This is a genomic window from Candidatus Nucleicultrix amoebiphila FS5, assembly GCF_002117145.1.
Classification (GTDB): domain Bacteria; phylum Pseudomonadota; class Alphaproteobacteria; order Caedimonadales; family Nucleicultricaceae; genus Nucleicultrix; species Nucleicultrix amoebiphila.
Map to the genome: position 1 here is coordinate 352,780 of NZ_CP008743.1, position 25,538 is coordinate 378,317.

Sequence of the window (25,538 nt, forward strand, 5' to 3'; positions counted from 1 at the left end):
GAGGCTTTTGTCTATTCAGGGGTTAAACCTACTTTATCCAAAATAGCTTCTTGTCGTTTCTCTAAAGCATCTGACTCAAAGTTTTCAATAATCTCTTCAAACAGTTTATGCCAATTTAATTGAGCGTTAAGACGCATAAATACTGATCCTACTCCCACAGCTGCTCGATCCATAAAAACAAATTCACGCGGGGGTTTAATTCCTCCGAGGCGACGTAACTCTCCGTGAATTTTGCCAGCAGTTTCACGACCATAAACACCTGTAGTATCATGTTGGATAGGACGAATCCGATCATCAATCAAGGGATCATAAAGCATGTGCGCCCAAAGATTAAGAACTTCACGCAATTCTTTGCTCAAATCCTGAAAACCCCAAATCTTATAAGCTTCGGCGGCCATATTATCATCTTTTAAGAGGATTGCACGATAGAGCATAAGCACTCCCTCCACAAATTTTCCTGAAAAGCGGCGCACACAACCATAATCGAGAAGGTTGATATCTCCGTTTTCATGAAATGTGTAATTCCCTAGATGAGGATCTCCATGGATCACTCCATAATGGTAAAATGGCGTATACCATATTTTGAATAAGTTTTGAGAGAGCGTATCACGATAACTTTGAGGACTATCTATGACATCCATTAACCGTTTACCGTCCATCCATGACATTGTGAGAAGTCTGCGGGTTGAAAGATCAGGAAAAACTTGGGGGACGTGTACTTGGGGAATATCACTCAGAATTTCATTATAAAGTGCTATATGCTTTGCTTCTAGAGCATAATTTAACTCTTCTCTAAGACGATCACTGATTTCGTCCATAAGCTCATTGGTATCAAGAGCTCCTATTGTTGCTTTATAAAGGGAAAGAATAATTTTTAATTGCTTGAGATCAGCTTCAACAGTTGATGTCATATCAGGGTATTGAAGTTTGCATGCGACACTTTGCCCCTCTTTAGTCACTGCTCTGTGGACTTGGCCTAAAGATGCTGCAGCCGATGCTTCTTGATCAAAGCTCTGAAATTTTGATTGCCACTCGAGACCCAATTCCGCCTGCATACGACGTTTTACAAAATGCCATCCCATAGAAGGTGCATCGGATTGAAGCTGCAAAAACTCATCCGCATATTCAGGAGGCACAGCATTTGGAATCGTTGCAAGCATTTGAGCAATTTTCATAATAGGACCACGTAGGTTGCCTAAAGCAGCCGTTAAAGCAAACGCTTCCTTGTTATGATCTAAAGAAATCCCCAAAAATCTTTCGCTAAAGAATCGAATGGCTGACCCACTTAAAGCTGATGAAACATTAGCATAACGTTTCAGACGTTGGCCTAGGTTATCTTCTTCGAGGGTCATCTAATCCTCAAGGCTTAAAATACGGAGGACGCGGGTGGTTCCTGATTCAAATACGCTGTGATGTTTTTCTTTGTCAAAATGATGACCTGCTGTGATTACAATCTCATCACCCTTTTTGCCAAACCCTTCGTGTAATACAACTTCTTTTGTCCGATTAATCATAGCTGAAATGGAGTTTAACTCACCATTCACAACGGGGTGAGTTCCCCAAGCTAAGGATAATGCCTGAGCTATTTTCTTATTAGGGGTTAATGCAAGAATAGGTGCCGTTGGTCTTTCTCGAGAAGCACGCCATGTTGTTGATCCAGAATTAGTCAATGTAACAATCGCGGAAGCAAAAATAGTTTTAGCAACTTGACGTGCTGCAGCAGTAATTGCGTCTGAAGGCGTTGCATTAGGGGGAATCCGACCCGTTTCTAAAAGTGTTCTATAAAGGGGATCTTGTTCTGTTTTTTGAATGATTCGATGCATCATTTTAACCGATTCGATAGGATAATCTCCGGAAGCTGATTCAGCTGAAAGCATTACAGCATCAACACCATCATAAACTGCTGTAGCTACATCTGAAGCTTCTGCTCTTGTAGGTGTAGGAGCATGAACCATAGAATCAAGCATCTGAGTAGCAACTACTACTGGTTTTCCCATCGACCGACAAGAGCGAATAATTCTTTTTTGAATGCTAGGCACCTCTTCTGGTAACATTTCCACACCAAGGTCGCCCCGTGCCACCATAACGCCATCTGATAATTCAACTATTTCATTGAGATGTTCAATGGCTTGAGGCTTCTCTAGCTTAGACATAATAAAAGCCTGATTACCAATAATATTACGCGCCTGTAAAACATCTTCGGGACGTTGCACAAAAGATAAGGCTACCCAATCCACACCCAGTTCCAAGCCAAATTTGAGATCTTTCAGATCCTTTTCGGTGAGAGCAGCTATAGGTACAACTGCTCCTGGTACATTAACTCCTTTTCGGTCAGATAGAATGCCTGGCACGACAACTTTCAGCTTAGCTTGCTTGGCAGTAATAGATTCAACTCTCAGTCGAATTTTTCCATCGTCAACCAAGAGATCTGCTCCTTCTTCTAGAGCTTGAAAAACTTCAGGATGAGGAAGACATACACGCTTTTCATTACCGGGAGTTGGATGCAAATCAACTGAAAAAGCCTGGCCTTCCGTAAGATTAATACTTCCCTTCTCAAAAGTACCTATACGAAGTTTAGGGCCTTGGAGATCCATGAGAATACCAATCGGACGCTGATATTTTTCAGACAAAGTTCTAATAGTATTATGATTTTTCTGATGAGTCTCATGGGATCCATGAGAGAAATTCAGACGAAAAACATCTGCGCCCTCTAAAAATAAAGACTCTATAATCTCTAGATTGCTGCTGGCAGGACCCAGAGTTGCTAAAATTTTTGTGTATCGATAACGCCTCATTGGCTCTTCTTATGTTTGTTTTACCTGTTGAATTACTTTTGTTTTCGAATCATTTTGTCTTGAGATCATAATTCCAGCAAGAACTATTGTTGCACCTATAATTTGCCAAAAAGTCATAGATTCTCCTAACAGAATCCATGCAAGCGTTGCGGAGGTAACTGGTCCAATTAATAGAGTTAAACCTGAAAACGTCGCTGAAAGATGACCTATACAATACGCCATTAACCCTTGACCGCCAATATGCACCACAATGGCCAAGCCAAAAACTTTGATCCACCCCATCAGTGTCAAAGGATAAGGATCATCCCCATAAATATAAGTCAAAATCGCAAATACATATAAGCTGGAAAGAGCTCCCCAAGACATTATGGTTGGTGTTGTGAAAAAGTAACGTAAACGTTTTATGGCAATAATGTATCCTGCATAGAAAAAGGCTGACGCAAGAGCAAGAATATCTCCCCAAAAGTTTACTCCGCCAATACTAAAATGCTGTCCAACTAAAATAAAAGAACCTCCAATTGATAAGAGAATTCCAAGGACCGTTACTGTACTTAAACGTTCACCTAAAAAGAGCCATGCAGCTAAAGCTACTAAAATGGAGGTTAAGTTATTTAAAACTCCAGCATTTACAACTGACGTTTTTGTTAATGACCAGTGCCATAGAGCAATATCAAAAGCCAAAAATACGCCCGCTAAAAGTAACAAAATATAATCACTTAAACTGGAGGGATGACGGGTTAATATCCCCATTTTTGCATTATCATAGATCATCCACCCCCAAACAAAGGGCAAAGCAAAGAAAAATCTATAAAAAGCAGTGGCCATAGGGCCAACTTCACTAATACGGACAAAGATGGGAGAGAGACCAATCATCATAGACGCAACAAGAGCACCTATTAATGCTAAGGTTTTAATATTAAACAAATTTCGAACACTAATTAAGTTCATAATACGCTTTTTCAACAATCTTCATAGAAAGATGAGTTGCAGATTTTCGTGAGTCCCGTTATGGTTCTCCCATTCACACTTAGCAGAAAAGAGGAAAACATGACAGATTATGCTGGAATCTCTGGCAACCAACTGCGTCAGTTTATAGAGAAGATTGAGCGTTTGGAAGAAGAAAAATCAGAACTTATGGGGGATATTCGCGAAATTTTTGCAGAAGCCAAAGGAAACGGCTTTGACCCAAAGATTATGCGACAAGTGCTTCGTATCCGTAAAATGGATGGCAATGAACGCCAAGAGCAAGAAGAACTATTGGATATCTACTTAAATGCACTCGCTGTTCCTGCTAAAAATAACAGCTCACAGGCTGCATAAGTAATTTTTCAATTATTACCATTTGGTAATAATTTATTGATATTATTAAAGTTGAGGGGGAAGTATGCCAAAGATGAAGAGAAAATCACGGATAGGGATATATTTTGATCGTAAGGCTCTTCTTAAGTTCATCCTCCCCCTCGCCTTCATAACCGCCATTATTGGCGGTTTTTTGATGTTTGGGGGGTTGCATTATATAAAAGTGCCTCTTAATTTTAATTCGGAACCTTGGCAAGGCACGAGTGAAACCTGCCCTGACCCAGATTTAAAAAACCGGTAATACTCCGACAATATGCTCTTGAGAGATGGATGCAGCCTGATGGCTTGTTGTTGAACTAACCAAGAATGGCCATTGACCAAGCCCTTCAAGTTCTTCATGCATTGGAGGCTTTGTAACGGTCAAATAAACCTCAATAGCTTTCTCTTGAGCAAAAGTTTGCAGAGTCTTATAAAATTCTTCATAGAATTTCTTCTTTAAAGCTACAATTTCCTCTTCTTTCACTCCAAATTTCTTTAAAACGCCAGAAAGAAAACGTATTTTATTGCACTCCCAAATACGTTGATCGCGGGTTAACCCTACTCGTTCGACACAATTTTGAGATAGTGAAGCAGATGGAGATGATAAAAGACGAGCGCTTCCAATGATCCCAAATGTATCGTCAATGGCTATCAGATATACAGTTTCAGATGTATCGAACTTGTCATCTTCTGCGGATGTTCGACTAAAGAGATGAGATAATAAGTCTGAATGTTGTAAGCGGTTTTGGGGAGTAACAATATGGAACAATTTGATTTCCTTGTTTTTATATTTAAAATATTTGCAATGTGTAAATAAAAATGAACAAAATGTCAAGTATAAATAATTAAAATACTTTATTATAAGCTAATCTACATGAACGAGATACAAAGCAACTCCAAATTAAAACTCTTTTATATGAGCTTACGTCTTGAGCAGAAGCTCTTTGCGAAGTTAATAAATCCATAAATAGCCTATAAATTCAAAGGTCACGAGCGAGCGCTATTGTTAAAGCCCAGGGCGCACGCATTTACAGAACAATATACGTACTAAACTTTGCGTCCTGATTGATCTATAATGTTGAATTTAAAAATATTTTCCTTTATATAATTCTTTAAATATAGATTTCTCTGATTTGTGTATATGTAAATTTTTTACCTTTTGTCAATTACTTAAATTCATTATTAACACTATTTTTTCTCATGATTTACTCTACCCATTCTAATCAAGCTAAAAGATCAAAAACGTATTGTAAAAACTGTAGCGTCATGTTATTTTCCTAAATGTCAAATTATTCTAAAATTGGATCTAAAATGCAAAAATTATTTTTCAGATTTATGTTTATCTTTGTTTTTCTTTGCTCCCATCTTTTTGCCAGCACTGGAACGCCTTCAATTAATGATTTCTTTGAGATTGAATCAGTACGTCTTATGATGAAACCTTTAGAGGAAAAGCACAAACATGATGCTTGGCGTGTCGAGAATACAGGAGAAAATGAAAAATTTGTTGTGATGTTCTCTGACGATAATGATGAAGAAGCGCCTGAAGAAAAAAAAATGTCTTTTGTATTTCGAACTCAAGCAAATGTTTTACGTAAACCTTGGAAAAAATTACAGGATAAAGATTGGGTAGCTTCAATAACGAAAGGACTCACACATAAATTATATCTAGGCGTTTATGAGAGACCAGAACAAAACCAAACGACAAGACATAAAAAATTAGTTGGGGTTGTTAATCTTTACGGATTTCCAGATGTTGGTGGATATCTTTGGATGGAGTATATGTTTGATACTTCAAGCCGAGGCAAAGGATACGGTACAGAAGCGATACAAACACTAACTGATTTTTTGAAACAACAAAAACTTATTCCACAAGAAGAAACAGATGAAATTATAAACTATCGTGGATTAAAAGCTAAAGTTGATTGGCAGAATAAACCTTCTTTAGCAGTGCTCTACAAGAAGTGCGCTTTTAAAGCTGTTTCATTTCATGGTACTTTTATAGAATTAGAATATCCCAGCTTGATCAAAGATGAGCATGACACTCATGACCTACTAAAACCTTTACTCGATAAACATCTCGGACTACCATCAAAGGCAGAGAATCCAGCATCTAAGGTGGAAGATCCAGAACCCATTGACTCTCCTAAAAAAGAATTACGTTTAAGAGAAAAACTATCAGCTTCTGAACAACCCGCCAAAATCCTTGTGGAAAAGAAAACTCAAGAATCTGTTGGGAGCTCTAAAAGAGTGTTACGCCCGCGAAAAAAGGACGTAAAAGAAGAGAAACTTTCTGAAATCCCCATAGACAAGGAAAACCTTGAACCTATTGATATTTCAAAAAGAGTGAGTAAACGCCCCAAAAAGGCAACTGTAGACGAGCCTTCTGAAATCTCTATTGAAGAACAACTTGTGCGTCTTTCCTTTGCAAATTTATTGGCGCAAGATACACAAGCTTTGACAGACTCATTTGCTTACGAAGATTATGATTTTGTTATGGAAACTCTTACAAAATTTTCTGATTTATATGAGACAATTACGAAGACTCACCAGCAAATTCTCCACACATTACTCTCAAAACACTTTAAGAAAGAATACATTGGATTTGTAAGCGATGGCACTGAAGACGGTGTGCGCTTTGCTGCGAGAAAACGTAATTATCAAGCCGTCATTAGAAAACTAAACCCTAAATCTCGCGCTAATCAAGTAAGACAAAAAGTTAAATAAGTTGAACTGTAAGGTAATTTTTCTGTCGTAAGGTAAGAAGAACTTACCTTACATTTTCTTGGGAAATCTTATATCGATAGAGGGCAAAATCACACTCGTGAAGAAATCCACTCTTTTGGAAAATTTTCTTGGAAGATGGAAGACATTGGGCCACTACTTTTTTACATCCCTGAGCTTGTGCTACTTGCAAACGTTTTTCCAACATCAAGGTTGCTAAACCTTTTTTACGATAGTCAGGTAATACTGCTCCCCAATAGCATCCAGCAATATCGTCTTGCATATAAAGAGCAGAACTTCCCACACAATGCCCATTCATCTCACTTACAAATAGCCTAACAATTTCCGGTTTATCTAAATTCAGATGAAAGCCTTGAAAAAATGACAGTGTATTTTCCAAAGACTTATTCCATACGGTTGCGTGTACGGTGCACCAGTGAACAAAGTCTTCAGTAGACCTTACCTCTTTAATTCTTATGTCATCAGACGGCTGCGTAACATTAACAAAATTATCAAGATTAAACGAAAGTCCTATTAGTTCATTCGCTTTTTCTAAACCAAAAGCCTGCAGCGTCATCTCTAGCTGTGGCGTTAAAGGCGTACTAAACCACGTGAAGGAACATTTTTTCTGCTTAAAAGTCTCTATAAAATATTGAAACTCTGTTTTGTCCTCCCCCACTCCTAAAATATAGTTTCCACCTTTTGGTCCTTCCCTCGAAGATATAGCAATAAAATTCCCTTTTTCTTGAAATTCAAGCTGATGACTAGAGGTCGCTATGTAGCGAAAATGATCCACCAAATGACGTCCATTTTCTATGTTAGGATCTTTGATCATACGCTGCACGTAATTCCCAAGTTTTCAAAAGGATTTCTCCATCATCAAATATTCAAAATTTTATACTTTTAGTTCATTAATTGTTACTATACAGCCAACGTTTTGGAAAACCTTTTTTAATACTTTTTTGATATTCTAATAATTAGGACATGGAATCATGATGAAGCCGTTAGTGACAAAGTCTTTCTATGAACATCTTCCATTTGCAACAAATCGGAAATATCTTTTTTTTAACCTATTGGGGAGGATACGATGGGATCAAAGCTTTTGGTCGTTGCTGACAGTACTAAAGCCCAGTTTTATCAAGTTATGGGGCATAAAATAAAAACACTTCTCGGTGATTATGATGCTGACACATTTAATATTGGTCACGAAAGAGCAGAGAAAAAAAGTAGTTTTAATAATAAAACTGGGGTAGCAGGTCATTCCTTTGAACCCCATACAACACCAAAAGAAGCTGATAGAAGCGAGTTTTCTAAAAAATTGTCGGAACTGATTTATCATACCAAACAAAACGGTGAATACGCAGAGCTTATGCTGATCGCTGAGCCTAAGATGTTAGGAGCCATTCGCAAAAATTTAGATGGTAAACTTGGTCATTGCATTTCAAAAGAGATTCCCAAAGATATGGCTGGAGCTGACCCTAAGATTCTTGAAACTCTATTGTTTGAATAATCTAACGTGCCTTGATAACAAGATTACGATGTTGATTACAATTGCTACTTTTGAATATCTTGGTGAGGCTCAACTTTGGAAGGAACGCCTAGAAGCAGAAGGCATACCTTCTTTTATCTTTGATGAACAGATGAATTCTCTTTATTCCATCGCTATTGGTGGCATTAAACTCAAAGTTCTTGAAGAACAAGCACAAGAAGCTCTAAAGGTCCTTAAGACGACCAAAACTCTGTAATCTTTCCATTCTTTACTGTTTAGACTTACTCAAATGATTTCGGCGACGGCGTTTCATTCGCTTTTTTTCTGAAATAGGCTCTTTCTCCTATCGTAAAGAATTCTACATTATCAAACATATCTGTTCTCTTAAATTCTAGTTTTTCATCAGGATCAAATTCACTTTTCCCTGGACGATACTTCATTAAATAGGGGGAAAAGACCTCTTCCTTTGACTTTGAAGTTGAGCGAAAATCAAGGGTCTGAATGCGGTCAGTCAAACTCTGAATCCAACCGTGAAAGGCTAGTTTATGTTTTTCAAGCATGCCCATAGGAGATGTTTTCTTTGTTTGTTCGTCTTCAGTTTCTAAATTAGATGCAAAAACATCATGATATGCACCTATAACCATTCCAGCGCTCATAAAAATAAGTGCCATTAGCTTACTTTTCTTCATTTTCCTCTCCTATAATAAATTCTTCCATCCACTCAGGTTTTTCGTTTCTTATTATCTGATTAATCATATCGTAGTTTTTTTCATTCATCGTAGTCGCATGATTCATATGGTTTTCAACTTGGTCAGAGGGGCCAGCAATATGCACTCCTACAATTGGAGACTCTATCAAAAGAAGATTGATTATTCGAAGCTTTCAAAAAATGGGGAGAGAAAAGAACGATAAGGTTAACGATTAAAAACAAAGAACTTTTCTTTGACATTATGTAAAGCCTCACTATAAATATGGAAATGTATTTTTATTGTTACGATATTCATATCAACAAATGAGAGTTCTGTCAAATTTTTTGGCAATTAATTTGCCTTGAGATCACAAAAGTCCCTTAATATTAAGGCTTTTGAGAAGGCAAAGATGAATTATCCCTTATTACGAAGCATGCGTCCTTGGTCGCGCTTCCAATCTTTTTCTTTTTCTGCCTGGCGTTTATCAGTTTTGCGCTTACCCTGTGCCAGACCAATCAAAACTTTTACAATTCCACGATGATTAAAATACATCTGGAGCGGAACGAGGGTAATCCCTTTACGTTTAATGGCTCCGAGTAGTTTATTCATTTCACGTTTCTTTAAAAGCAATTTCCGCAATCGCTTTGGTTCGTGATTCGTGTACCCACCCGAGGAATATTCAGGGATATGAGAATTGATCAAATAAAGCTCTCCGTTTTTTTCACCAGCATAAGCTTCCTTTATACTCCCCTGACCTTGTCGCAATGTTTTAACTTCAGTGCCATAAAGGATAATACCCGCCTCAACCGTTTCTTGAATAATATATTCATGACGGGCTCGACGATTATCAGAAATCACTTTATAAGAGGAATTATCCATCTTTTTTCCAATATGGTTTTACGCTACTCATAGTAATGAGGCTGCATCTGAGGCAAGATACTCTCAAAGGAACTAAAACAGCAAGAGGGATCAAATTTTGAAAGTAAAAAATATTAGAATGTTGCTTTGTATCACTCTTAGCATGTGTGCTTTGAAATACGCTCTATATACTGAGGTATCAGCAAATACAACTTGCATAGAAGCCGTAAAAAATCCACTCAATTCACGCTGGCGAGAAGACGAAACCTTTAAGCAACAATGTCCTACAGCTCTTAAAGTGATCACCTGGCTCAGATTAAGAGAAGGAAAAAATTTCTCAACTTATGATGAATATCTAAATTTTCTCGACACAAACCCTGATTGGCCGTGGGAATTTAAATTAAGAAAAAATGCTGAAGCACTTATTTCAAACGATTTTTCAATTACAAAACTTAAGAAGCTTTTTTCAAAAGCACCTCCAAAAACCTATAGGGGAGCAACGACTTATATTAATGCACTTTTAAAAACTGGAGAAAGACAAGAAGCCAAGAGACAAATACATCTGGCTTGGACGAGCTTGGAACTTACAGAAGCAGAACAAGATCAATTTGTAAAACAATTTAAAACTTTTCTGACACCGTATGATCACGAAGGTAGACTGCGTTTTCTTTTAAAAAATGATGACACAAAAAATGCACGTGCCCTCCTCGCTTATGTTCCTCAATCTTTAAAAAATCGTTATACCGTAAGGATTAATTTAATTGATAGCAAAGGAACCTCGCCTATAAACTTTAAACTTTTACAACAGGACCATGATCTTCTCTACAACTACGTCAAGGTTCTGAGAAAAAAGTATGATCCTCAAGCTGAACAAATCGTTCTAAAAAATACACGCAATATTAAGACTGACCTAGAGAGTTGGTGGAAAGAACGACATATTCTTGCCCGGAGAGCCATGGAGAAACAAGACTATAATCTTGCCTATAAACTCGTCGAAAATCATGGCTTAAAAAACGGAGAAAGCTTTTCAGATGCAGAGTTCTTTTTAGGATGGGTTGGACTACGTTTTCTAAAAAATCCTGAAAAAGGTCTCTCACACTTCCATCATATGTTTCAAAATGTACGCAGCCCAATCTTGAAAGCAAAGGCGTCCTATTGGATTGCTCTTTCCTATGAAACAAAAGGACAAAACCAAGAAGCTCACACTTGGTATCATAAAGCCGCAAAACATCCGACTGCATTTTACGGACAAATGGCTGCTTTAAAATTAGGAAAAAAACACAAAATACCCGAATTGAAACCTGTTCCCATTTATCAACATCATCGGGATAAATTTGAACAAAAGGATTTAGTGAAAGTTGCTCGTCTTCTTGTGCAAGCGGGACAAGGAAATGAAGCCTTATCATTTCTTTCTCTCCTAGCCAAGCGAGCCTCTGATAATGCTGAAAGATATTTATCACTTCGTCTCGCTCATGATATTTCTCAACACTATGTCCTTGAGCTTGTGAGAGAAATCACGCCCCACGTCGAACTTCCCTATGTAGAAGCTTACCCTACTCTAAAACAATCTTATGAATTCTCTGGTATTGAGCCTTCTTTTGTACATGCTATTATAAGAAAAGAGAGCGGTTTTAACCCAAGTCTCATAAGTCCAAAAAATGCACAAGGATTAATGCAGCTTGTTCCTGGCACTGCTAAGTCTATGGCCAAACGCTTAGGATTATCATTTGATGAAAAACGTCTCTTAAGCGATCCATCCTTTAATGTCAAATTAGGATCATATTATTTAAAGTATTTAATGGATACCTATAAGGGTTCTGCAATCCTAGCAATTGCAGCTTATAACGCAGGACCAAAACCTGTTAATGAATGGATCAGTCAATACGGTGATCCAAGAGATCGTCGTATGGATTGGATTGATTGGATTGAATCTATCCCTTATGGAGAAACCAGAAATTACCTTTACCGTGTCTTAGAAGCTTGGAACGTGTATCGCATGAGATTGCAAAGACAAAAATCTCATTAAACTTGCATCCAGTTCTTTTGCTCTTCCTCTAGCCGGTTTTCGATAATGGCTGTTCGAATAGCCCGCATAAGACGATTCATAAAAGTCACATTATGAATGGTTAAAGCTTGATATACTAATAATTCTTGAGCTTTAATCAAGTGATGCAGATAAGCTCGGGAAAACGTTTTACATGTTGAACAGGGACAACTTTCATCTATGGGCAAATCATCGTCCTTAAAGCGACTTCCTTTCAACGAGATGTGTTCTCCACCTGAGCCATCATTTTTAAGCCAAAAATCAGGCCTCACAAGAGCACCTCCATGACGCGCAAGACGCGTAGGATGGACACAGTCAAATGTATCAATTCCCTCTCGAACTCCATTAAAAATATCAGAGATTCCTCCAATACCAAGTAAATGAACGGGACGTTGGGGAGATATCTCATTCATCACGGAGTTTACTACTTCAGCCATTTGCTCTTTTGTAGCTCCTAAAGAACCACCGACTGCAATACCAAAAAAGGGATGACTATTGACAAAAGCTGCAGCAATCTTACGAAGATCTGGATAGACTCCCCCTTGAACAATACCGTAAATCGCTTGCTGTCCTGAATTCGTTCTTTTAAATTCTTCCAAGCTGCGTAATCCCCATCGATGAGTCAAATGCATGGATTTTTCAGTGTAAGATTTATCTACATGAAATGGGGTACACTCATCTAAAACTACGATCAGATCCGCGCCTAATTGACGCTGAATTTCTATGGAAGATTCTGGCGTTAATGTGTGAAGAGCACCATCCAAATAGGACTTAAAAACAGCGCCTTCTTCGGAAATTTTCAACAACGTCTTTTGACGATGCGTCAGGCGTTTACCTTTGATTTCATTGGCTACGGAACCGTGTCCAAGACTGAATATCTGAAAACCACCAGAATCAGTTAGCATGGGGCCATCCCACCCCATAAATCGATGGAGTCCGCCTCTTCTTTCTACGCGTTTGCCTCCTGGCTGCAACATCAAATGGTATGTATTGGACAGAATGATCTCAGTCCCTGCTTCTTTCATTTGGGCGGGGGTTAGCCCTTTAATCGCAGCTTTTGTAGCACAAAAAATGAAATTAGGTGTCGTGACTGCCCCATGGGGAGTAACAAGTGTCGCCACTTTTGCCTTTGAGAATTTATCTTGATATTGAGTTTGAAATGAGAAACGAGGATAAAGAGAATTCATTGATCTGACTTTCGTGGCAAACACCATTTTGCCCAATACAGAAAGGGAGTATTAGTAATTGAGGCTAACATTCTAAAAGCAAGCGTTCCAAGAATATAGGTATAAATCAAAGTATGTGAATCAACGGGAGTTGATGTCAGAATCACCCACGCTAAAAGACTAAACACAACATTATCTAAAATAGATGACAGAAACGCTGCTAAATTTCCCCTAAGCCATAACCACTTCTCATGAGTTATTCGCTTTACCGCCTGAAAAATATAAATATCACTGAATTGGCTGATAACATAGGAAATCAGACTTGCAAAAAAAATAGCAGGCGCCGGCAAAAATAACACTGCCATTGCTTCATGACTGTCAATATAGCGCATCAAAACACCTTCTGAGAAAACACTCAAAGGACGCATAGCTAAGGTAATCAACATATATCCATTGATAAGAAGCGCTGCCCAAAACCCCAACCAAACAGCTCTCTGCGCTTTCTTTTTACCATAATACTCAGTCAAGATATCTGAAGCGAGAAAGATAGAAGCAAATATAATTGTGCCCAAAGCTACAGGAGAAGAGTAAAAAGAGAATTGAACTGCTTTAAGAACTTGAACATTACCAGCAATGACTGCAACAGCGACATAGAGGTAAAGGCCTATTTCCCCAAAAAGCCGCAAGAGAAGTAGAATCATACCAGCACAAAACAAGAACATTCCCCCTTCAAGCCACTCTGGTGGTAATGCATGAAGGGAGAAAATAAACTGGCTAATATCCGGAATCACTGTAAAAAGAGTCTAGAGATTATCTCTAGGCGTGGGCAGGCCCTTGAGCCTGTTCAATACGCTTCTTTAGACGACGCGCTTCAGTGGTTAGTTTTGCATTCGATAATTGCAATAAATAACTATCCAATCCACCATTTTTTTCGATCGTACGAATGGCACGTGTTGTTAAACGAAGCTTTACAGGACCAAGTTTATCACTAATCACTGTCGTCATTTGCAAATTTGGTAGAAAACGGCGGCGTGTACGGTTATGAGCGTGGCTCACATTATTTCCCGATTGAACTCCTCTGCCGGTAATAAGACAACGGCGTGCCATATCAAACTCCTTTAAAATCTTGCTATGGCACACTTCATATGACAAAGCCTCAGATACGTCAAGAGGAAATAGAATAAATTCCTTCCTTCTCTATCCTCAAAGTTGTGTGATTGTGATTAAATTAATGCTATTTCTATTGAATGACTAAAAATAATAAAAAATCGCGTGGGAAGAGATAATGTTCAGAAAATTGATCTATCTATTGGGGGCAATCATTCTATTTTATAATTTACCCTCTCAAAGTGTTGCGTCTCAATCAGGAGACAACCAACCTCCAATAATTATCAAGCCAAAACCACCGACGCCAACTCATGTGTTAATGGGAGTTTACCCCGTCAGTATTTCAGAGATTAATTTGGCACACAAAACAGTAAAAGTCAGCTTCTACGCTTGGTGGCGCTCGACAGATTCAACTTATCATCCCGAGAAATCAGTCGAAATTACCAATGCCCTTGATTATAATTTAAAGGTTGGCGGGACAGGCAAAAACGGCGATGAATATTTCACCTACGTTCATTATTATGCCACTATTCAAAAAGATTGGGATGTTCGTTATTTTCCTTTTGATCATCAAAAACTTGAGGTTCGCTTAGAGGATTTTTACGATGAAAATTACGTAGTCTTTGATCCGGATTTTAAAAATAGTCACCTTCATAACGAGCTATCGCTTCCTGGCTGGAAAATCAAGGGAATGGAGCTGAAAAAATCCACGACCTTTTACAACACAAATTTTGGCGATTCTTCTCTTAATAATGCAAATTATTCTAGACTTAGCTTTGTCATCGACCTGAAAAGAGTAGGATGGAGATCTTATTTTAATTATTATGTTGGCTTTTTTGTTGCCTTCTTTTTATGCTGCATGATTTTCTTTGTGGACCCTGGTAATATTAATGCCAGAGCTAGTCTTTCGTTAGGTAGTATCTTTACTGCAGTCGGTAATAAGTATGTCATTGATCAGTTATTGCCTTTTACGGCTGATTTTACCTTATCAGACGCTATTCAAGCAGCAACATTTTGCGTAATTACATTAGCTGTCCTCTCATTTATCTTACTACACGAACTTGTGCAAGAGTTCGGACGAAAGAAAGTCATTTGGATTAATCGCATTCTCAGCATGCTTTGCATGTTCGGTTATATCATTTACGTGGGACTTTGGACGCTCTTGGCAATTTTATCGTAAGTGATTTTCTAGTCACATGTAAAAATGATAAGCGCCCATAATTTAGAAAAGATTAGAATGTTAACTAAAATTATGGTGACGTTACTAACAAAATAACAAAAACAATACTATAGGGGAGCGTCAATGAAAAAAAAACTAATTTCTTCCTGTTTAATCTCAACGAGCTTAATGATTCTTGAGTCTCACACCTCGTTCGCAAATGAGCAAGTAGCTTCAGTACAAACTCCTTCAACGCACAACACGCGCCAGAGCAGAACTCCTTATAATTTCAGCGGCTTTTATGTGGGCGCCTTTGTAGGGGGAACAACTATGAATACGAAGGTCGAAAATTTTTTAGACTTAACTGCAATCATTCCCGCGGAAGACACTTTCATCAATACCTTAAATTTTCGCAAAAGCTCCTTCATGGGGAACATTTTATTAGGATATCGAAAACAATTTGCAAATCAATTTATTGCTGGGTTTGAACTCAATGGAGGTTTTTTTAACCAAAATATGGAAAAAAATTATGATGCTCAGACCCCAAATCTTGGCATTTTAAATTTAAAAATGCGTCTCAAAAGAAGTTATTCGATTAGGCCAAGCCTAATTTTAGGATGGGCAATCACACCACGCATGGCTGTTTTAGGTAGTTTAGGAGTAGGATCGTCAAGATTTGAACAAACACTGCAGCGTACGTCCGCTATTGCCAACCAAAACACAATACACACTGCAAAGCAATGGGCTCATAGCTTAGTTCCAGGCTTGGGATTCGAATATGCCTTAACGCCTCACTTTTCTTTAGCTGCTTCTTTTCATTATGAATTCTTTCAACAGCTTAACTTTAATCTGCCAGGCGTCTTTGACACAACAAGTTTAGACGGTGTAAACCGCTCCAATCTAAAACCGGCAGCTTATAACTATATGGTTGGTATTGTTTATAAATTTTAAAGGATTCTATTGTAAGCTTAGATTGTCGTATTTTCACAAGCTGAAAATCGAAGAAATTGAAAGGGAAGAAAATGAAGCTTTTTTATAACAGTGCATCCATGTTAACAATTACAAGTCTCCTTTTCATTAACATTTCTGATGTTCACGCATCTCGTGATGAGCTCCGAAGAAAATATCTAGAAAAACAACTCTCTACTTCTGGTGGAATCCTTGGTAGCTCCAGTACCGAGGTCGTAAATAAAGACTATGTTGAGCAAATAAAAAAAGCTGCCGAACAAAAAGCAAAGAACCTTGAAGAATTATTGCAAAAGACTAAAGAAGAAAATGAAAAGAAGCTAAAAGCACTCCAAGAGCTCCATAATAAGAAAATACAAGATGAAATAAAACGTAAGGAAGAAGCCTCTAAAGCTCTAGAAGAAGCCTTAAAATCTCAAGTTTTTCAGGGCGTTGATAATCTAAAAAATATTTTAGATCGCATTGATCGCCGTATCAAAGTTTTAATCACTTTGAATATAAAAGATCCCGATGAAGAGATGAGACGATTCATTGAAGAATCTCAAAAAGAATATACGAGTTTTAAAGAAAATATTGATCTCCTTGATGACTCCTTGTTGCCAGAAACCTTACTGGGTTGGCAGCAAAAATTGCTGCGGTATTCTTTTGGTTTTGAAGAAAAAGCGATAGAATTTATAGATAAAAGATTAGATCAAGCAGGCGTCAAGCTTCCTGAAGGTTTTGATAAACTATCAGAAGTTACGCGTCAAAAACTGCTCGAAGAGTTAGCATTAAAAGTTCAAGAAACCTTAGCCGCTATTGAAAAGCAGCAGAAACAAGATGAACTCGATAAATTAAAATTGCAAAAAGAGCTCCCAATAACAGTCAAAGAAAATCTTGAACGTTTTACAAAGCAAATTGAAGAAACGCCTTATCTAAAAGAAGAATTAGAAAAGACCTCTGGTCCAAACCTTTTTAAAGGACCTCTCGGCATATTAAAGGATGCCAGTGTTACTAATCTAGAAGTGCTCAGTCTTGATCAATTAAAAACAACATCTGAAGCCGTTAACAATGCTATTGGTGAGCTTAAGAGAGGAATTGAAACTCTTCGAGCCGCTCAACATCCTGAAAATGTTTCAGAAAAGATGATATCTTTTGCAAACGACCTTTATGTAAAATTCCCTATTTTATCTGCAGCTAAAGGCATGCCTCTTAAGAAAAGTGATAATTTTCCTCAAAAATTTAGCCTGAGATTTAAAACTTTAGCGAACAATATTCCTGATTTTGCAGGGCTATTTGGCACAGATAAGTTCGACGAAGCCTTAGAAGACTATAAGAAATTTGTTCTAAAGATAAAAGAAAAACCAGATATAAATGACAAGAAGAAATTGACGCTTGTTGATTATATTCTAACCAATTTCAAAGGTGACTTTGATAAACTTGCAGCAGGAAAACTCGAAGAAGATAAAATTTATGGCTATTATTTGTTGCTCAATAATATGATCAGCAAAGACGATGCTGAAAATTTTGAATTTAAGTGGCAAAATGATCCCAAAAATTTAGCAAAGGCTTTACGAGGATATATGTTGCATGTTCGCATGACAACGCTTCCTCAAAAAATTGAAAAACAGAAAGCTTCTGCTGCTTTGAGTTCGGGACTCACTTCTGAAACAAAGAAAAAAATTACCACAGAAGCAACTGAAAACATCTACACTCGAATGGTGAATGAAGATTTACAAGCATTATGGTTCAAGGATCCAAGTCTAAAACTTTTAACAATAGACCCTGCGATGAAAGACACCTTACCAAAGACGGCACCTCTTCCTGGTCTTAAGGTCGTCATCGATAGCTTTTTACGCGAAGTTTATAATGGCTATCAATCTACGCAATTAGGAAAAGAGCTTAATAAAATGCCAACAGAGGGTGAAAGTGATGAAACTCTGATTGCGGAGATAAAAAAAATTATCGTAGAGTCATTACCAAAAATCCCTTATGAACAAGATCTATCGTTCCCCAATACGCCTTTCACTTCTGAGGACTACAAAGCTTTATTTAATATCATATCCCGTGATCTTGATAGTAAAGAACATCTTGATGAACTTGAAAAACTACAAGCTGCTTTAGAACAAGGACTCGTTCCCAATAATATTGAGCTTGCAAAAGCCTTGAATAGTATTCTCTTATCAGCAATTAAATCCATTTTAGGGTCAAAATCTGAGCTTTTAATGGATACTCTTTCACTCGAAAAAGACACTTTGCGGCGTTTTAATGTCCCTGGTGGTGAAGGTGATGGAGAAACTCAACAACGCTTTAAGCGCATTGAAGACACAATGTCAAAGGCGCGTGATATATATAAAGAACTTGTTAAAGGTTACGAAGCCAAAGATGGCAAGCAAATATTTATTCCAACAGCTAAATTGGTAGAGTACGTGTTATTAGCTGATCAAAAAACTAAAGAGGCAGCGAATGATTTTAAACTCTATAGTCAAACAAAAATACCTGTCAATGAAACATTGGTTGATGAAATATTACAATCTTTCAAAGAATTTGCATCTACTATGAAAGAAAACACTATTTACAAGAAAATTTATATGGATGTTCAAGGAAAGTATCCAAAAACCGTTTTGGTGCATAATGAGGATTTAAAAAGCTTTGTAGAAAATACTTTCTTACTCGCTTACGGCTTTAATATTCAAAAACTTATTCCTACTGAAAAACAAGCCGTGGGTGCAAGTTACACATTTATGAAATTATTCTTAACCTTGAAGGCTTTTAGTGATGTGGTTTGGTCAAACGTACCTCCAAAATCCGTTGAAAGTTCTTCAAACAAATCTACCGGTAATACGTCCTCATCGAAAGGATCAACCAGTGCAACGCAAAAATCTCCTGAATCCGCTTATACAATTTCGTTTACGGATAAAAGAGGACAAGTCAAAGAAGATTTAAGATCAATCAAGAGCCGTTCAGAAGATCTAGCAGCTCTTAAAGAGTTCATGAAATCTGCGAAGATAAGCAAAAATTCTTTTATTCAAAAAGCTTACCAAAGTAACCTTAAAAAGCTTAAGGAAAACGGTATAGATGTGACAGATATTGAACATTACACCCCACCTCTCTCAAGTTCAAAAGAAGCAAAACAAAAAGAGCTTCTAAAGGTTGAACAAGAGGTAGTCGTTTTGAAAGAAGCAGTTAAGAAGGCACAAGAAGTTATAGACAGTCTTCCAAGAAAAAAAGGGAAGGAGCACGATAAAGAGCCAACAACCACGATCGACAATGTTGTAAGCGTTGACCAGTCTACATTTACAAAAAACAGTGAATCTATTAAGAAAGATACAGAGTCTCTTAAAAAGAAAGAAGAAGAAGCAAAGGCGTTAGAAATAGAAATTTCTAAGATGTAGTGTGCGTTTCTAAAAAATTGTCAAATAACATAAAATCGACTTTTTAAAGTCGATTTTATGTTTTTAAGACTTGATCTCATATATAAAAAAAAGAAAACATTACTTTAGCATCTGCAAAACAGTTAACTTTTCAAGAGGCCTAAAATTTCTTCTTTTAGACGAGCGCTATCCAAATATCCTTGTTTTAGTGCCTGGTTAATGTAAGTGAGTGCCTTTTCATAATGAGCCTTTACATCAAAAGACGATTCTGTTTCCAAACATAACCCTTTTCTAAAATAGAGGGCGAGCAATGCTTGAGCGTCATCATCACCACCAGAAGCGGCCTCTTTTAATAACCCCATAGATTCAGGAAAAGACAAAGACATTCTCACTTTAGACCATAGTTTTGCCAATTCTGTCTTTGATCTTCGATGTCCTAACTTTTGCGCTTTATCATAGTTTATCGCAGCAACTTCAAGATTTGCGTCAAGACCAGAATAGTTATTATGCAATCTGGCAAAGTTATAGAGTCCATGGCAATTGTTTAATGCTGCCGAATCAGAAAAACACTGAAGAGCTTTATTTAAATCCTTTGTGACCCCAAGACCTTCTTCATGCATCAGTCCAAAGATGTTCAAAGCCTCAGCATCCCCCTCTTTAACACGCTTTTGAATATTCTCTTTTAGAGATTCCAAACGATATAATAGAACACCTTGAAGAGGCGGGATTTTAAAAAAAGAAGCTAAAAACAACTGTTGAAAACTAGAATTACTTGTTAACAGCTCCTCTATTGTTTTATTAGGCCAATCAATTAAAAACAACTTGGACCACTGTGCTCTATTATACGACAGTCCATTGGCAATGGGACCTAAAATTGCCTCAATAGCTTCACCATCTCCTTTTTTTGCGCGTGCATTAAGAGATTGTAAGGTTGATAATTCCAAAACGGAGGGGTCATAGTTAACCACCTTGACTGAAGTTGATCCAGAGTTTTCATGCGTTCCAATGCCTTCTAAAAGATCCTCTGTTGCGTAAACGGACGAGCAAGCAAATAATGATGTAGTGATAAAATAGAGAAAAGTTTTTTTCATAAGTATATATCCAAATATATTTGAGAGTTGACTATAGATTGCTTTCCTCATTGTCATATATTATTTCTAAAGGTCGGTCAATTTATTTAGTAACAAAAATAACCTCTTCCTCCCTTAAGGATTTTTGTGATTCGCTGAGCAATGGACAAATATAAGAATTGATATAAAATTATCTAAAATTATAAAAATTACAGAAAAATTATGGGAGTCTTTATGTTTAAGAAGCTTACTGGGCTAATCTGTTTTATCTTTTTAATCTTAAGTTTTTCACATTGCGCTGTCTCTCTCCAAACCTCCGATAATCAGAACTCCACAGCTCGGCAAATAGTTGTTAAACCCAAACCTCCAAAACCATTTTCAACTTTAATAGGCGTTTATCCTGTTAGTATTTATGATCTAAACTTAGCTCAGAAATCCTTTGGCATTAGTTTTTACGCTTGGTGGCGCTCGACAGATCCAACTTATCATCCCGACAACTCAGTCGAAATTACCAACGCCATTGATTATCATTCTAAATTTGGAACTTACGGCAAAAACGGCGATGAATATTTTACCTATGTTCACTACTATGCCACTATTCAAAAAGATTGGGATGTTCGTTATTTTCCTTTTGATCATCAAAAACTTGAGATTCGCTTAGAAGATTTTTACGATGAAAATTATGTGGTTTTTGAACCTGATTTACAAAAAAGCCATATACATGAGGAATTAACTCTGCCTGGGTGGCACATCAAGGGATTAGAACTTAAAAAATCAACAACACTCTATAATACAAATTTTGGCGATGCTTCCGTAGAAAATGGCAATTACTCTCGATTAATTTTTTTCATTGATATCAAACGAGATGGTTGGCGATCCTATTTCAATTATTATGTTGGCTTTTTTGTAGCTTTCTTTTTGTGCTGCATGATTTTCTTTGTGGACTCTGAGAATATAAATGCGCGGGCCAGTTTGTCTTTAGGTAGTATCTTCACTGCTGTAGGTAACAAATATGTTATCGACCAACTTCTTCCGTTTACTTCAGAATTTACACTTTCCGATGCCATACAAGCCGCAACGTTTTGCGTAATTACGCTTTCCATCCTTTCCTACATTTTACTTCATGAGCTTGTTATAGAGTTTGGGAGAAAGAAAATTATATGGATTAATCGGACACTTAGCATGATCTGTATTCTCGGTTATATCGTGTATATTGGACTATGGACATTTTTAGCCTATCTTTCCTAACGCCTTCTAATGCTCTGATTGATCATCATTTATTAAATAAAGAAGTTTGACAAATTTTCTATTCACCATTAATTAGCATTAAAAAAAATCTTCAGAAAGAATTTTGATATGTTTAATAAGCGTTTGTTTTTCATTTATTTCCTAGTCGCTCTTCATGTAAGTCTACCAACTTTTGCCTCTCTTGAAGAAGGAGTCATCATCGAAAATGGAAGTGGCGATGGTAAAAAACTGTTTCTTGAACAAGTAAGAAACGCAAAAGACTTTCTTGTCATCGGAGCCTATAAGATGCAAAAAGAACTTCTACCCGATGAAGAGCTGATGCAAGCACTCACGGAGGCTTCAAAAAAGATTCCCAGCAAAATTATGCTTGAAAGTCGACTCACTCCAGAAGAAATACACAAAGCACTTGATGTGAAAGAAGGAGACTCTCTTAGAGCAGTCAAAAAAACTGGAGCACAAATTCTTAGCGATTTACCCGAATTCAAAAATATCCACCTTAAATTACTTTTGACAAGTGAACTCGCTCTCGTTGGCACAACAAATTATGACAATCATTCTGAGGACTTTTTTATCAGAAATTTTACACTCATTTTAAGGGATCCAAAACTATTAAGTCAGATTAAAGAAGTTCTCTATAATGCAGAGCATGGCAAAGAAATCACATTACCATCCTATACTGTAAAAGATATTCAAAATGATAGAACACGCCTGTCTTGGGGCCCCTATCAACATCTTGATCATCTATTACAAATGATAGATCAAGCCAAAGAAGATATTGCTATTTATCAACAAGACATCCAGGATACAAAAATTGTTGAGGCTTTAGAGAAAAAGCTTACAAGCGGCGTAAAAGTACGTATTTTGATGTCCAATTATCCCTTTGGTAAAGAAAGACCCAATAAGAGCTATCCCAACCAACTTCGCTTAGTGAAAAAAGGAGCTGAGGTTCGCTTAACTGGTAAAAAAATATTTCAAGACGATCTCCCTCTCCATATTCATGCAAAAGTACTCATAGTGGATGGAGGTACAGATCATCAACTCATGTATTTGGGCTCAGCTAATTTTTATCCCCCCATTTTTGATCCTGAGGAACGTAATTTGAATTTAGGATGCATTACTTGTGCTACAAGATATGTTGTTCCGGTTTTAAACACTTTTGAGGATGATTGGGCTTTTCACGAAGATCAACGTCTTGTCGCTGAACGTTAAATTTGAGATCGATTAATAATAAGCTGTGCAACGATTTCAGCTGATTCAAAGGCTGCTCCGACACAGCCAGCAGAAGCATGCACAGGTGCAGCATCATTCACAAAATAGATATTACCTGCAGGTTTAAAAAGAGATTGTACTTCCTGACCATTTATCTTTTCTATTTTGACCCACTCGTCTAACTGATGAGGGTATGCACTATAAGATCCATTGGTATAAGCTGTGCGTGGCCAATCAACAATAAGCGCAACATCTTTTGGATATAGTACCGGTGAATCTTCCACTCTAATAAAGGCGGAAGGTACTGGTAAGTTAAGCTTTTGAGCCAATTGGGTTATCTGCAGTACACAAGATTCCATATCAAAAGGCTTATGCCAAAAAATAGTAATATACTGATCACCCTCAGCCATAATGGCCCCAAAGTCATCTGACAATATTGCTCCTTCTATTTTCTTTCCGCCATTGGGCAAAAGAATTTTACTAACCGTTCCAGGACGCACTTGTTTTATAGCCTCGAGTTGCTTTTGAGGAATTAGGTCTTCATCAATCTCTAAAGTACTATAAGCAGATACTGGTAAGGCTAAAACCACAATCTCTGTTTCTTTGCTCGTGCCATCACTAAAATTCAATTGCAGTTTGTGTGATTCTGGAATTTTGCGAATGGATACGAGCACCTTATTGAACTTAATCTTATCCTCTAGTTTTTCAGCAAGCTTTTTTACTAACTGATCGTTGCCTCCCTTCACACGAAGCAAAGGTAACCCCTCTTCAGTACTTTTATAAACCTCTGACAGTCCTCCTAATAAAAGCTCAGTAGTAGCCTCTTCATAAATTTTTGCAGACAGCTGATTGAGGGGAGATCCTTGATAAATAGCAATAGTACAGGAAAAATATCGTTTAATAAGAGGGTTATCTTTAAAAAATTCATCCAGAACTTCTTGCAAAGTATCTGAAGACGTTGCAAGACGTTTGATACAGTCTTTTATTCTCACTTTATCTTGAGAAAATACTTGTTCAAAGGCAAGAGCACGATCAATAAACTCGCCATCACTCCAGAACCTTCTCTTCCAAGGTAGAAGTGTAACCGTCGTTTCTAACCCTAATTCTATTGCTATTCTTTGAATTGTTTCAGGATTTCCCCCATCACCAAGGGACCAAGCGCCTAATTCACATTGATTGGGGGAAGATACAAGGCGTCCGCCTACTCTTGAACGTGCTTCATTAACATGCACGTCCGCAATCTTAGATTGTTTCAAACGATAAGCTGTTAATAAGCCTCCTGCGCCTGCTCCTATTATTTCAATTTTTAGATCTGAATTCATACGCGTCATTATGCCTGTCATCAAAAATTTTAGTTTATTGTTTCTTCTTTGACCACCTCAAGGGGTTTAAGAAAATGATCTGCTATTCGTTCGTAAAGAGCATCATGAACGTTTGTTTCAGCCCATTGATTTAATTTGTCTGAATTCTCAAATATTAGCACTACTACTGGATTTCCCTGTTCTTGATAATGCTGTATAGTGACAAAACCTGGCTGTAGAGAAACAGCTTTTTTTACTTCATCAAACCACATCGGAAAACAATCGAAGCCCTCTGGGGTTAAAAAGTACTTTATAGTTAATTTAATCAATAGAAATTCCCTGTAAGACATTGTAAACAATCAAATATTATAATGTTTACGGTCCGCAAGGTTTTAAGTCAATCTTGAAAATCATCCCTAAAAGCCTCATAATGAAACTATGACATCAAAATATAGATTACATTCCTTTTTTGACTCCAGTTCTAGCGAACCTGAGAAGATTTGCGATCATCAGGGTTGCACTGAAGAGGGTATTTATAAAGCACCTCAAAGCCCAGAAGCGCTAAACTCTTATTATTGGTTTTGTTTGGAACACGTTCGACATTATAACGCACAATGGAATTTTTATAAAAATCGCGCTGAACAAGAGATTGAAACACTCAATCGTGAAGATAATACATGGCAACGCCCAACATGGCGTTTTGGTATGGATATGGCCGAAAGAACTCAAAAGTTTGGGTTCCATGATCCTCATAATATCCTTGGGTGGGGAAAATACTTTTCACTCTTTGATCAAGAGCCTGTTACGCCCAACTACTTTGCTTATGATAGTGAAGAAAGTCGCGCCCTCTCAGTTCTTCAGGTTGATGGCCCAATCACTCCTGAGTCAATAAAAAGTCATTATTTAATTTTGGTCAAAAAATATCATCCCGATGCAAACGGGGGTTGCACAGACTCTGAAGAAAAGCTAAAGACCATTAATCGCGCTTATGAAGTATTAAAAAAGTTTTTAGCAGCATAAAGGCA

Annotated in this window: 25 protein-coding genes; 12 read left to right on the forward strand and 13 right to left on the reverse strand. The window is 37.4% G+C overall.

Annotation, left to right across the window (positions count from 1 at the left end):
• Positions 1-11: 11 nt before the first annotated feature.
• From GQ61_RS01595 to GQ61_RS01605, 3 genes are read right to left on the reverse strand one after another with little or no spacing between them, the layout of a single operon-like run.
• The gene (locus GQ61_RS01595; RefSeq protein WP_085783617.1) at positions 12-1,352 is read right to left on the reverse strand and encodes an ABC1 kinase family protein; all 1,341 of its coding nucleotides are present in this window, start codon (positions 1,350-1,352) and stop codon (positions 12-14) included.
• Entirely contained in the window at positions 1,353-2,795 is a 1,443-nt protein-coding gene (pyk, locus tag GQ61_RS01600; protein ID WP_085783618.1) for a pyruvate kinase, read from the reverse strand.
• Positions 2,796-2,804: 9 nt separating this feature from the next.
• On the reverse strand, positions 2,805-3,743 hold the full coding sequence (locus GQ61_RS01605) for a DMT family transporter (protein WP_085783619.1): 939 nt from the start codon (positions 3,741-3,743) through the stop codon (positions 2,805-2,807).
• A 99-nt stretch (positions 3,744-3,842) separates the two neighbouring features.
• Here GQ61_RS01605 and GQ61_RS01610 point away from each other — a divergent pair, with 99 nt between their 5' ends.
• Together GQ61_RS01610 and GQ61_RS01615 are read left to right on the forward strand one after the other, a co-directional pair.
• Complete coding sequence (locus GQ61_RS01610; protein WP_085783620.1) at positions 3,843-4,115, forward strand: DUF2312 domain-containing protein; 273 nt, start codon at positions 3,843-3,845, stop codon at positions 4,113-4,115.
• 64 nt (positions 4,116-4,179) lie between these two features.
• Positions 4,180-4,395, forward strand: coding sequence for a hypothetical protein (locus GQ61_RS01615; RefSeq protein WP_085783621.1), 216 nt, complete (start codon positions 4,180-4,182; stop codon positions 4,393-4,395).
• On the opposite strand, the gene GQ61_RS01620 is transcribed toward GQ61_RS01615, so the two are convergent.
• A complete protein-coding gene (locus tag GQ61_RS01620; RefSeq protein WP_085783622.1) occupies positions 4,381-4,902 on the reverse strand; it encodes an acyl-homoserine-lactone synthase in 522 nt (173 codons plus the stop codon). The two genes, GQ61_RS01615 and GQ61_RS01620, sit on opposite strands and share 15 nt — an antisense overlap.
• A gap of 542 nt (positions 4,903-5,444) precedes the next feature.
• Between GQ61_RS01620 and GQ61_RS01625 the strand changes: the two genes are divergently transcribed.
• Complete coding sequence (locus tag GQ61_RS01625) at positions 5,445-6,857, forward strand: GNAT family N-acetyltransferase (protein WP_198157369.1); 1,413 nt, start codon at positions 5,445-5,447, stop codon at positions 6,855-6,857.
• A gap of 43 nt (positions 6,858-6,900) precedes the next feature.
• Here the strand turns inward: GQ61_RS01625 and GQ61_RS01630 are convergent, their stop codons facing one another.
• A complete protein-coding gene (locus tag GQ61_RS01630) occupies positions 6,901-7,689 on the reverse strand; it encodes a GNAT family N-acetyltransferase (protein WP_157111110.1) in 789 nt (262 codons plus the stop codon).
• A 252-nt stretch (positions 7,690-7,941) separates the two neighbouring features.
• Here GQ61_RS01630 and GQ61_RS01635 point away from each other — a divergent pair, with 252 nt between their 5' ends.
• Positions 7,942-8,364 (forward strand): host attachment protein, encoded by a 423-nt coding sequence (locus GQ61_RS01635; RefSeq protein WP_085783625.1) that lies wholly within the window; start codon positions 7,942-7,944, stop codon positions 8,362-8,364.
• Positions 8,365-8,392: 28 nt separating this feature from the next.
• Positions 8,393-8,599 carry a putative signal transducing protein gene (locus GQ61_RS09225; protein ID WP_198157370.1) on the forward strand — a complete coding sequence of 69 codons (207 nt, stop codon included), beginning with the start codon at positions 8,393-8,395 and terminating at the stop codon, positions 8,597-8,599.
• A 25-nt stretch (positions 8,600-8,624) separates the two neighbouring features.
• Here GQ61_RS09225 and GQ61_RS01645 read toward each other — a convergent pair whose 3' ends face one another.
• Both GQ61_RS01645 and smpB read right to left on the reverse strand, forming a co-directional pair.
• Positions 8,625-9,032, reverse strand: coding sequence for a hypothetical protein (locus GQ61_RS01645; RefSeq protein WP_085783627.1), 408 nt, complete (start codon positions 9,030-9,032; stop codon positions 8,625-8,627).
• Between the two features lie 414 nt (positions 9,033-9,446).
• Positions 9,447-9,911, reverse strand: coding sequence for an SsrA-binding protein SmpB (gene smpB, locus GQ61_RS01650; protein WP_085783628.1), 465 nt, complete (start codon positions 9,909-9,911; stop codon positions 9,447-9,449).
• A 97-nt stretch (positions 9,912-10,008) separates the two neighbouring features.
• Between smpB and GQ61_RS01655 the strand changes: the two genes are divergently transcribed.
• A complete protein-coding gene (locus tag GQ61_RS01655; protein ID WP_157111111.1) occupies positions 10,009-11,916 on the forward strand; it encodes a lytic transglycosylase domain-containing protein in 1,908 nt (635 codons plus the stop codon).
• Here the strand turns inward: GQ61_RS01655 and tgt are convergent.
• From tgt to rpmB, 3 genes are all read right to left on the reverse strand, one after another.
• A complete protein-coding gene (gene tgt, locus GQ61_RS01660; RefSeq protein ID WP_085783630.1) occupies positions 11,913-13,121 on the reverse strand; it encodes a tRNA guanosine(34) transglycosylase Tgt in 1,209 nt (402 codons plus the stop codon). The genes GQ61_RS01655 and tgt overlap by 4 nt on opposite strands.
• Positions 13,118-13,822 carry a queuosine precursor transporter gene (locus GQ61_RS01665; RefSeq protein WP_085783631.1) on the reverse strand — a complete coding sequence of 235 codons (705 nt, stop codon included), beginning with the start codon at positions 13,820-13,822 and terminating at the stop codon, positions 13,118-13,120. Before GQ61_RS01665 ends, tgt begins: the two co-directional genes overlap by 4 nt.
• 94 nt (positions 13,823-13,916) lie before the next feature.
• The gene (rpmB, locus tag GQ61_RS01670) at positions 13,917-14,207 is read right to left on the reverse strand and encodes a 50S ribosomal protein L28 (RefSeq protein WP_085783632.1); all 291 of its coding nucleotides are present in this window, start codon (positions 14,205-14,207) and stop codon (positions 13,917-13,919) included.
• A 178-nt stretch (positions 14,208-14,385) separates the two neighbouring features.
• Here rpmB and GQ61_RS01675 point away from each other — a divergent pair, with 178 nt between their 5' ends.
• The 3 genes from GQ61_RS01675 (at position 14,386) to GQ61_RS01685 (ending at position 19,706) form a co-directional block, all read left to right on the forward strand.
• Positions 14,386-15,387 carry a hypothetical protein gene (locus tag GQ61_RS01675; RefSeq protein ID WP_085783633.1) on the forward strand — a complete coding sequence of 334 codons (1,002 nt, stop codon included), beginning with the start codon at positions 14,386-14,388 and terminating at the stop codon, positions 15,385-15,387.
• Positions 15,388-15,510: 123 nt separating this feature from the next.
• A complete protein-coding gene (locus GQ61_RS01680) occupies positions 15,511-16,317 on the forward strand; it encodes an outer membrane protein (protein ID WP_085783634.1) in 807 nt (268 codons plus the stop codon).
• Positions 16,318-16,388: 71 nt separating this feature from the next.
• Positions 16,389-19,706, forward strand: a complete 3,318-nt coding sequence (locus GQ61_RS01685) for a hypothetical protein (RefSeq protein WP_085783635.1) — start codon at positions 16,389-16,391, stop codon at positions 19,704-19,706.
• 122 nt (positions 19,707-19,828) lie between these two features.
• Here GQ61_RS01685 and GQ61_RS01690 read toward each other — a convergent pair whose 3' ends face one another.
• The gene (locus GQ61_RS01690; RefSeq protein WP_085783636.1) at positions 19,829-20,776 is read right to left on the reverse strand and encodes a tetratricopeptide repeat protein; all 948 of its coding nucleotides are present in this window, start codon (positions 20,774-20,776) and stop codon (positions 19,829-19,831) included.
• Positions 20,777-20,989: 213 nt separating this feature from the next.
• Between GQ61_RS01690 and GQ61_RS01695 the strand changes: the two genes are divergently transcribed.
• Entirely contained in the window at positions 20,990-22,003 is a 1,014-nt protein-coding gene (locus tag GQ61_RS01695; RefSeq protein WP_085783637.1) for a ligand-gated ion channel, read from the forward strand.
• 108 nt (positions 22,004-22,111) lie between these two features.
• On the forward strand, positions 22,112-23,212 hold the full coding sequence (locus tag GQ61_RS01700; RefSeq protein ID WP_085783638.1) for a phospholipase D-like domain-containing protein: 1,101 nt from the start codon (positions 22,112-22,114) through the stop codon (positions 23,210-23,212).
• On the opposite strand, the gene GQ61_RS01705 is transcribed toward GQ61_RS01700, so the two are convergent.
• Complete coding sequence (locus GQ61_RS01705) at positions 23,209-24,543, reverse strand: flavin monoamine oxidase family protein (protein ID WP_198157371.1); 1,335 nt, start codon at positions 24,541-24,543, stop codon at positions 23,209-23,211. The two genes, GQ61_RS01700 and GQ61_RS01705, sit on opposite strands and share 4 nt — an antisense overlap.
• Before the next feature lie 20 nt (positions 24,544-24,563).
• Positions 24,564-24,842 carry a hypothetical protein gene (locus GQ61_RS01710; RefSeq protein WP_085783640.1) on the reverse strand — a complete coding sequence of 93 codons (279 nt, stop codon included), beginning with the start codon at positions 24,840-24,842 and terminating at the stop codon, positions 24,564-24,566.
• A gap of 109 nt (positions 24,843-24,951) precedes the next feature.
• On the opposite strand from GQ61_RS01710, the gene GQ61_RS01715 reads away from it, so the two are divergent.
• Positions 24,952-25,533: a J domain-containing protein gene (locus tag GQ61_RS01715; RefSeq protein ID WP_085783641.1), complete on the forward strand. Its 582-nt coding sequence runs from the start codon at positions 24,952-24,954 to the stop codon at positions 25,531-25,533.
• Positions 25,534-25,538: the final 5 nt, after the last annotated feature.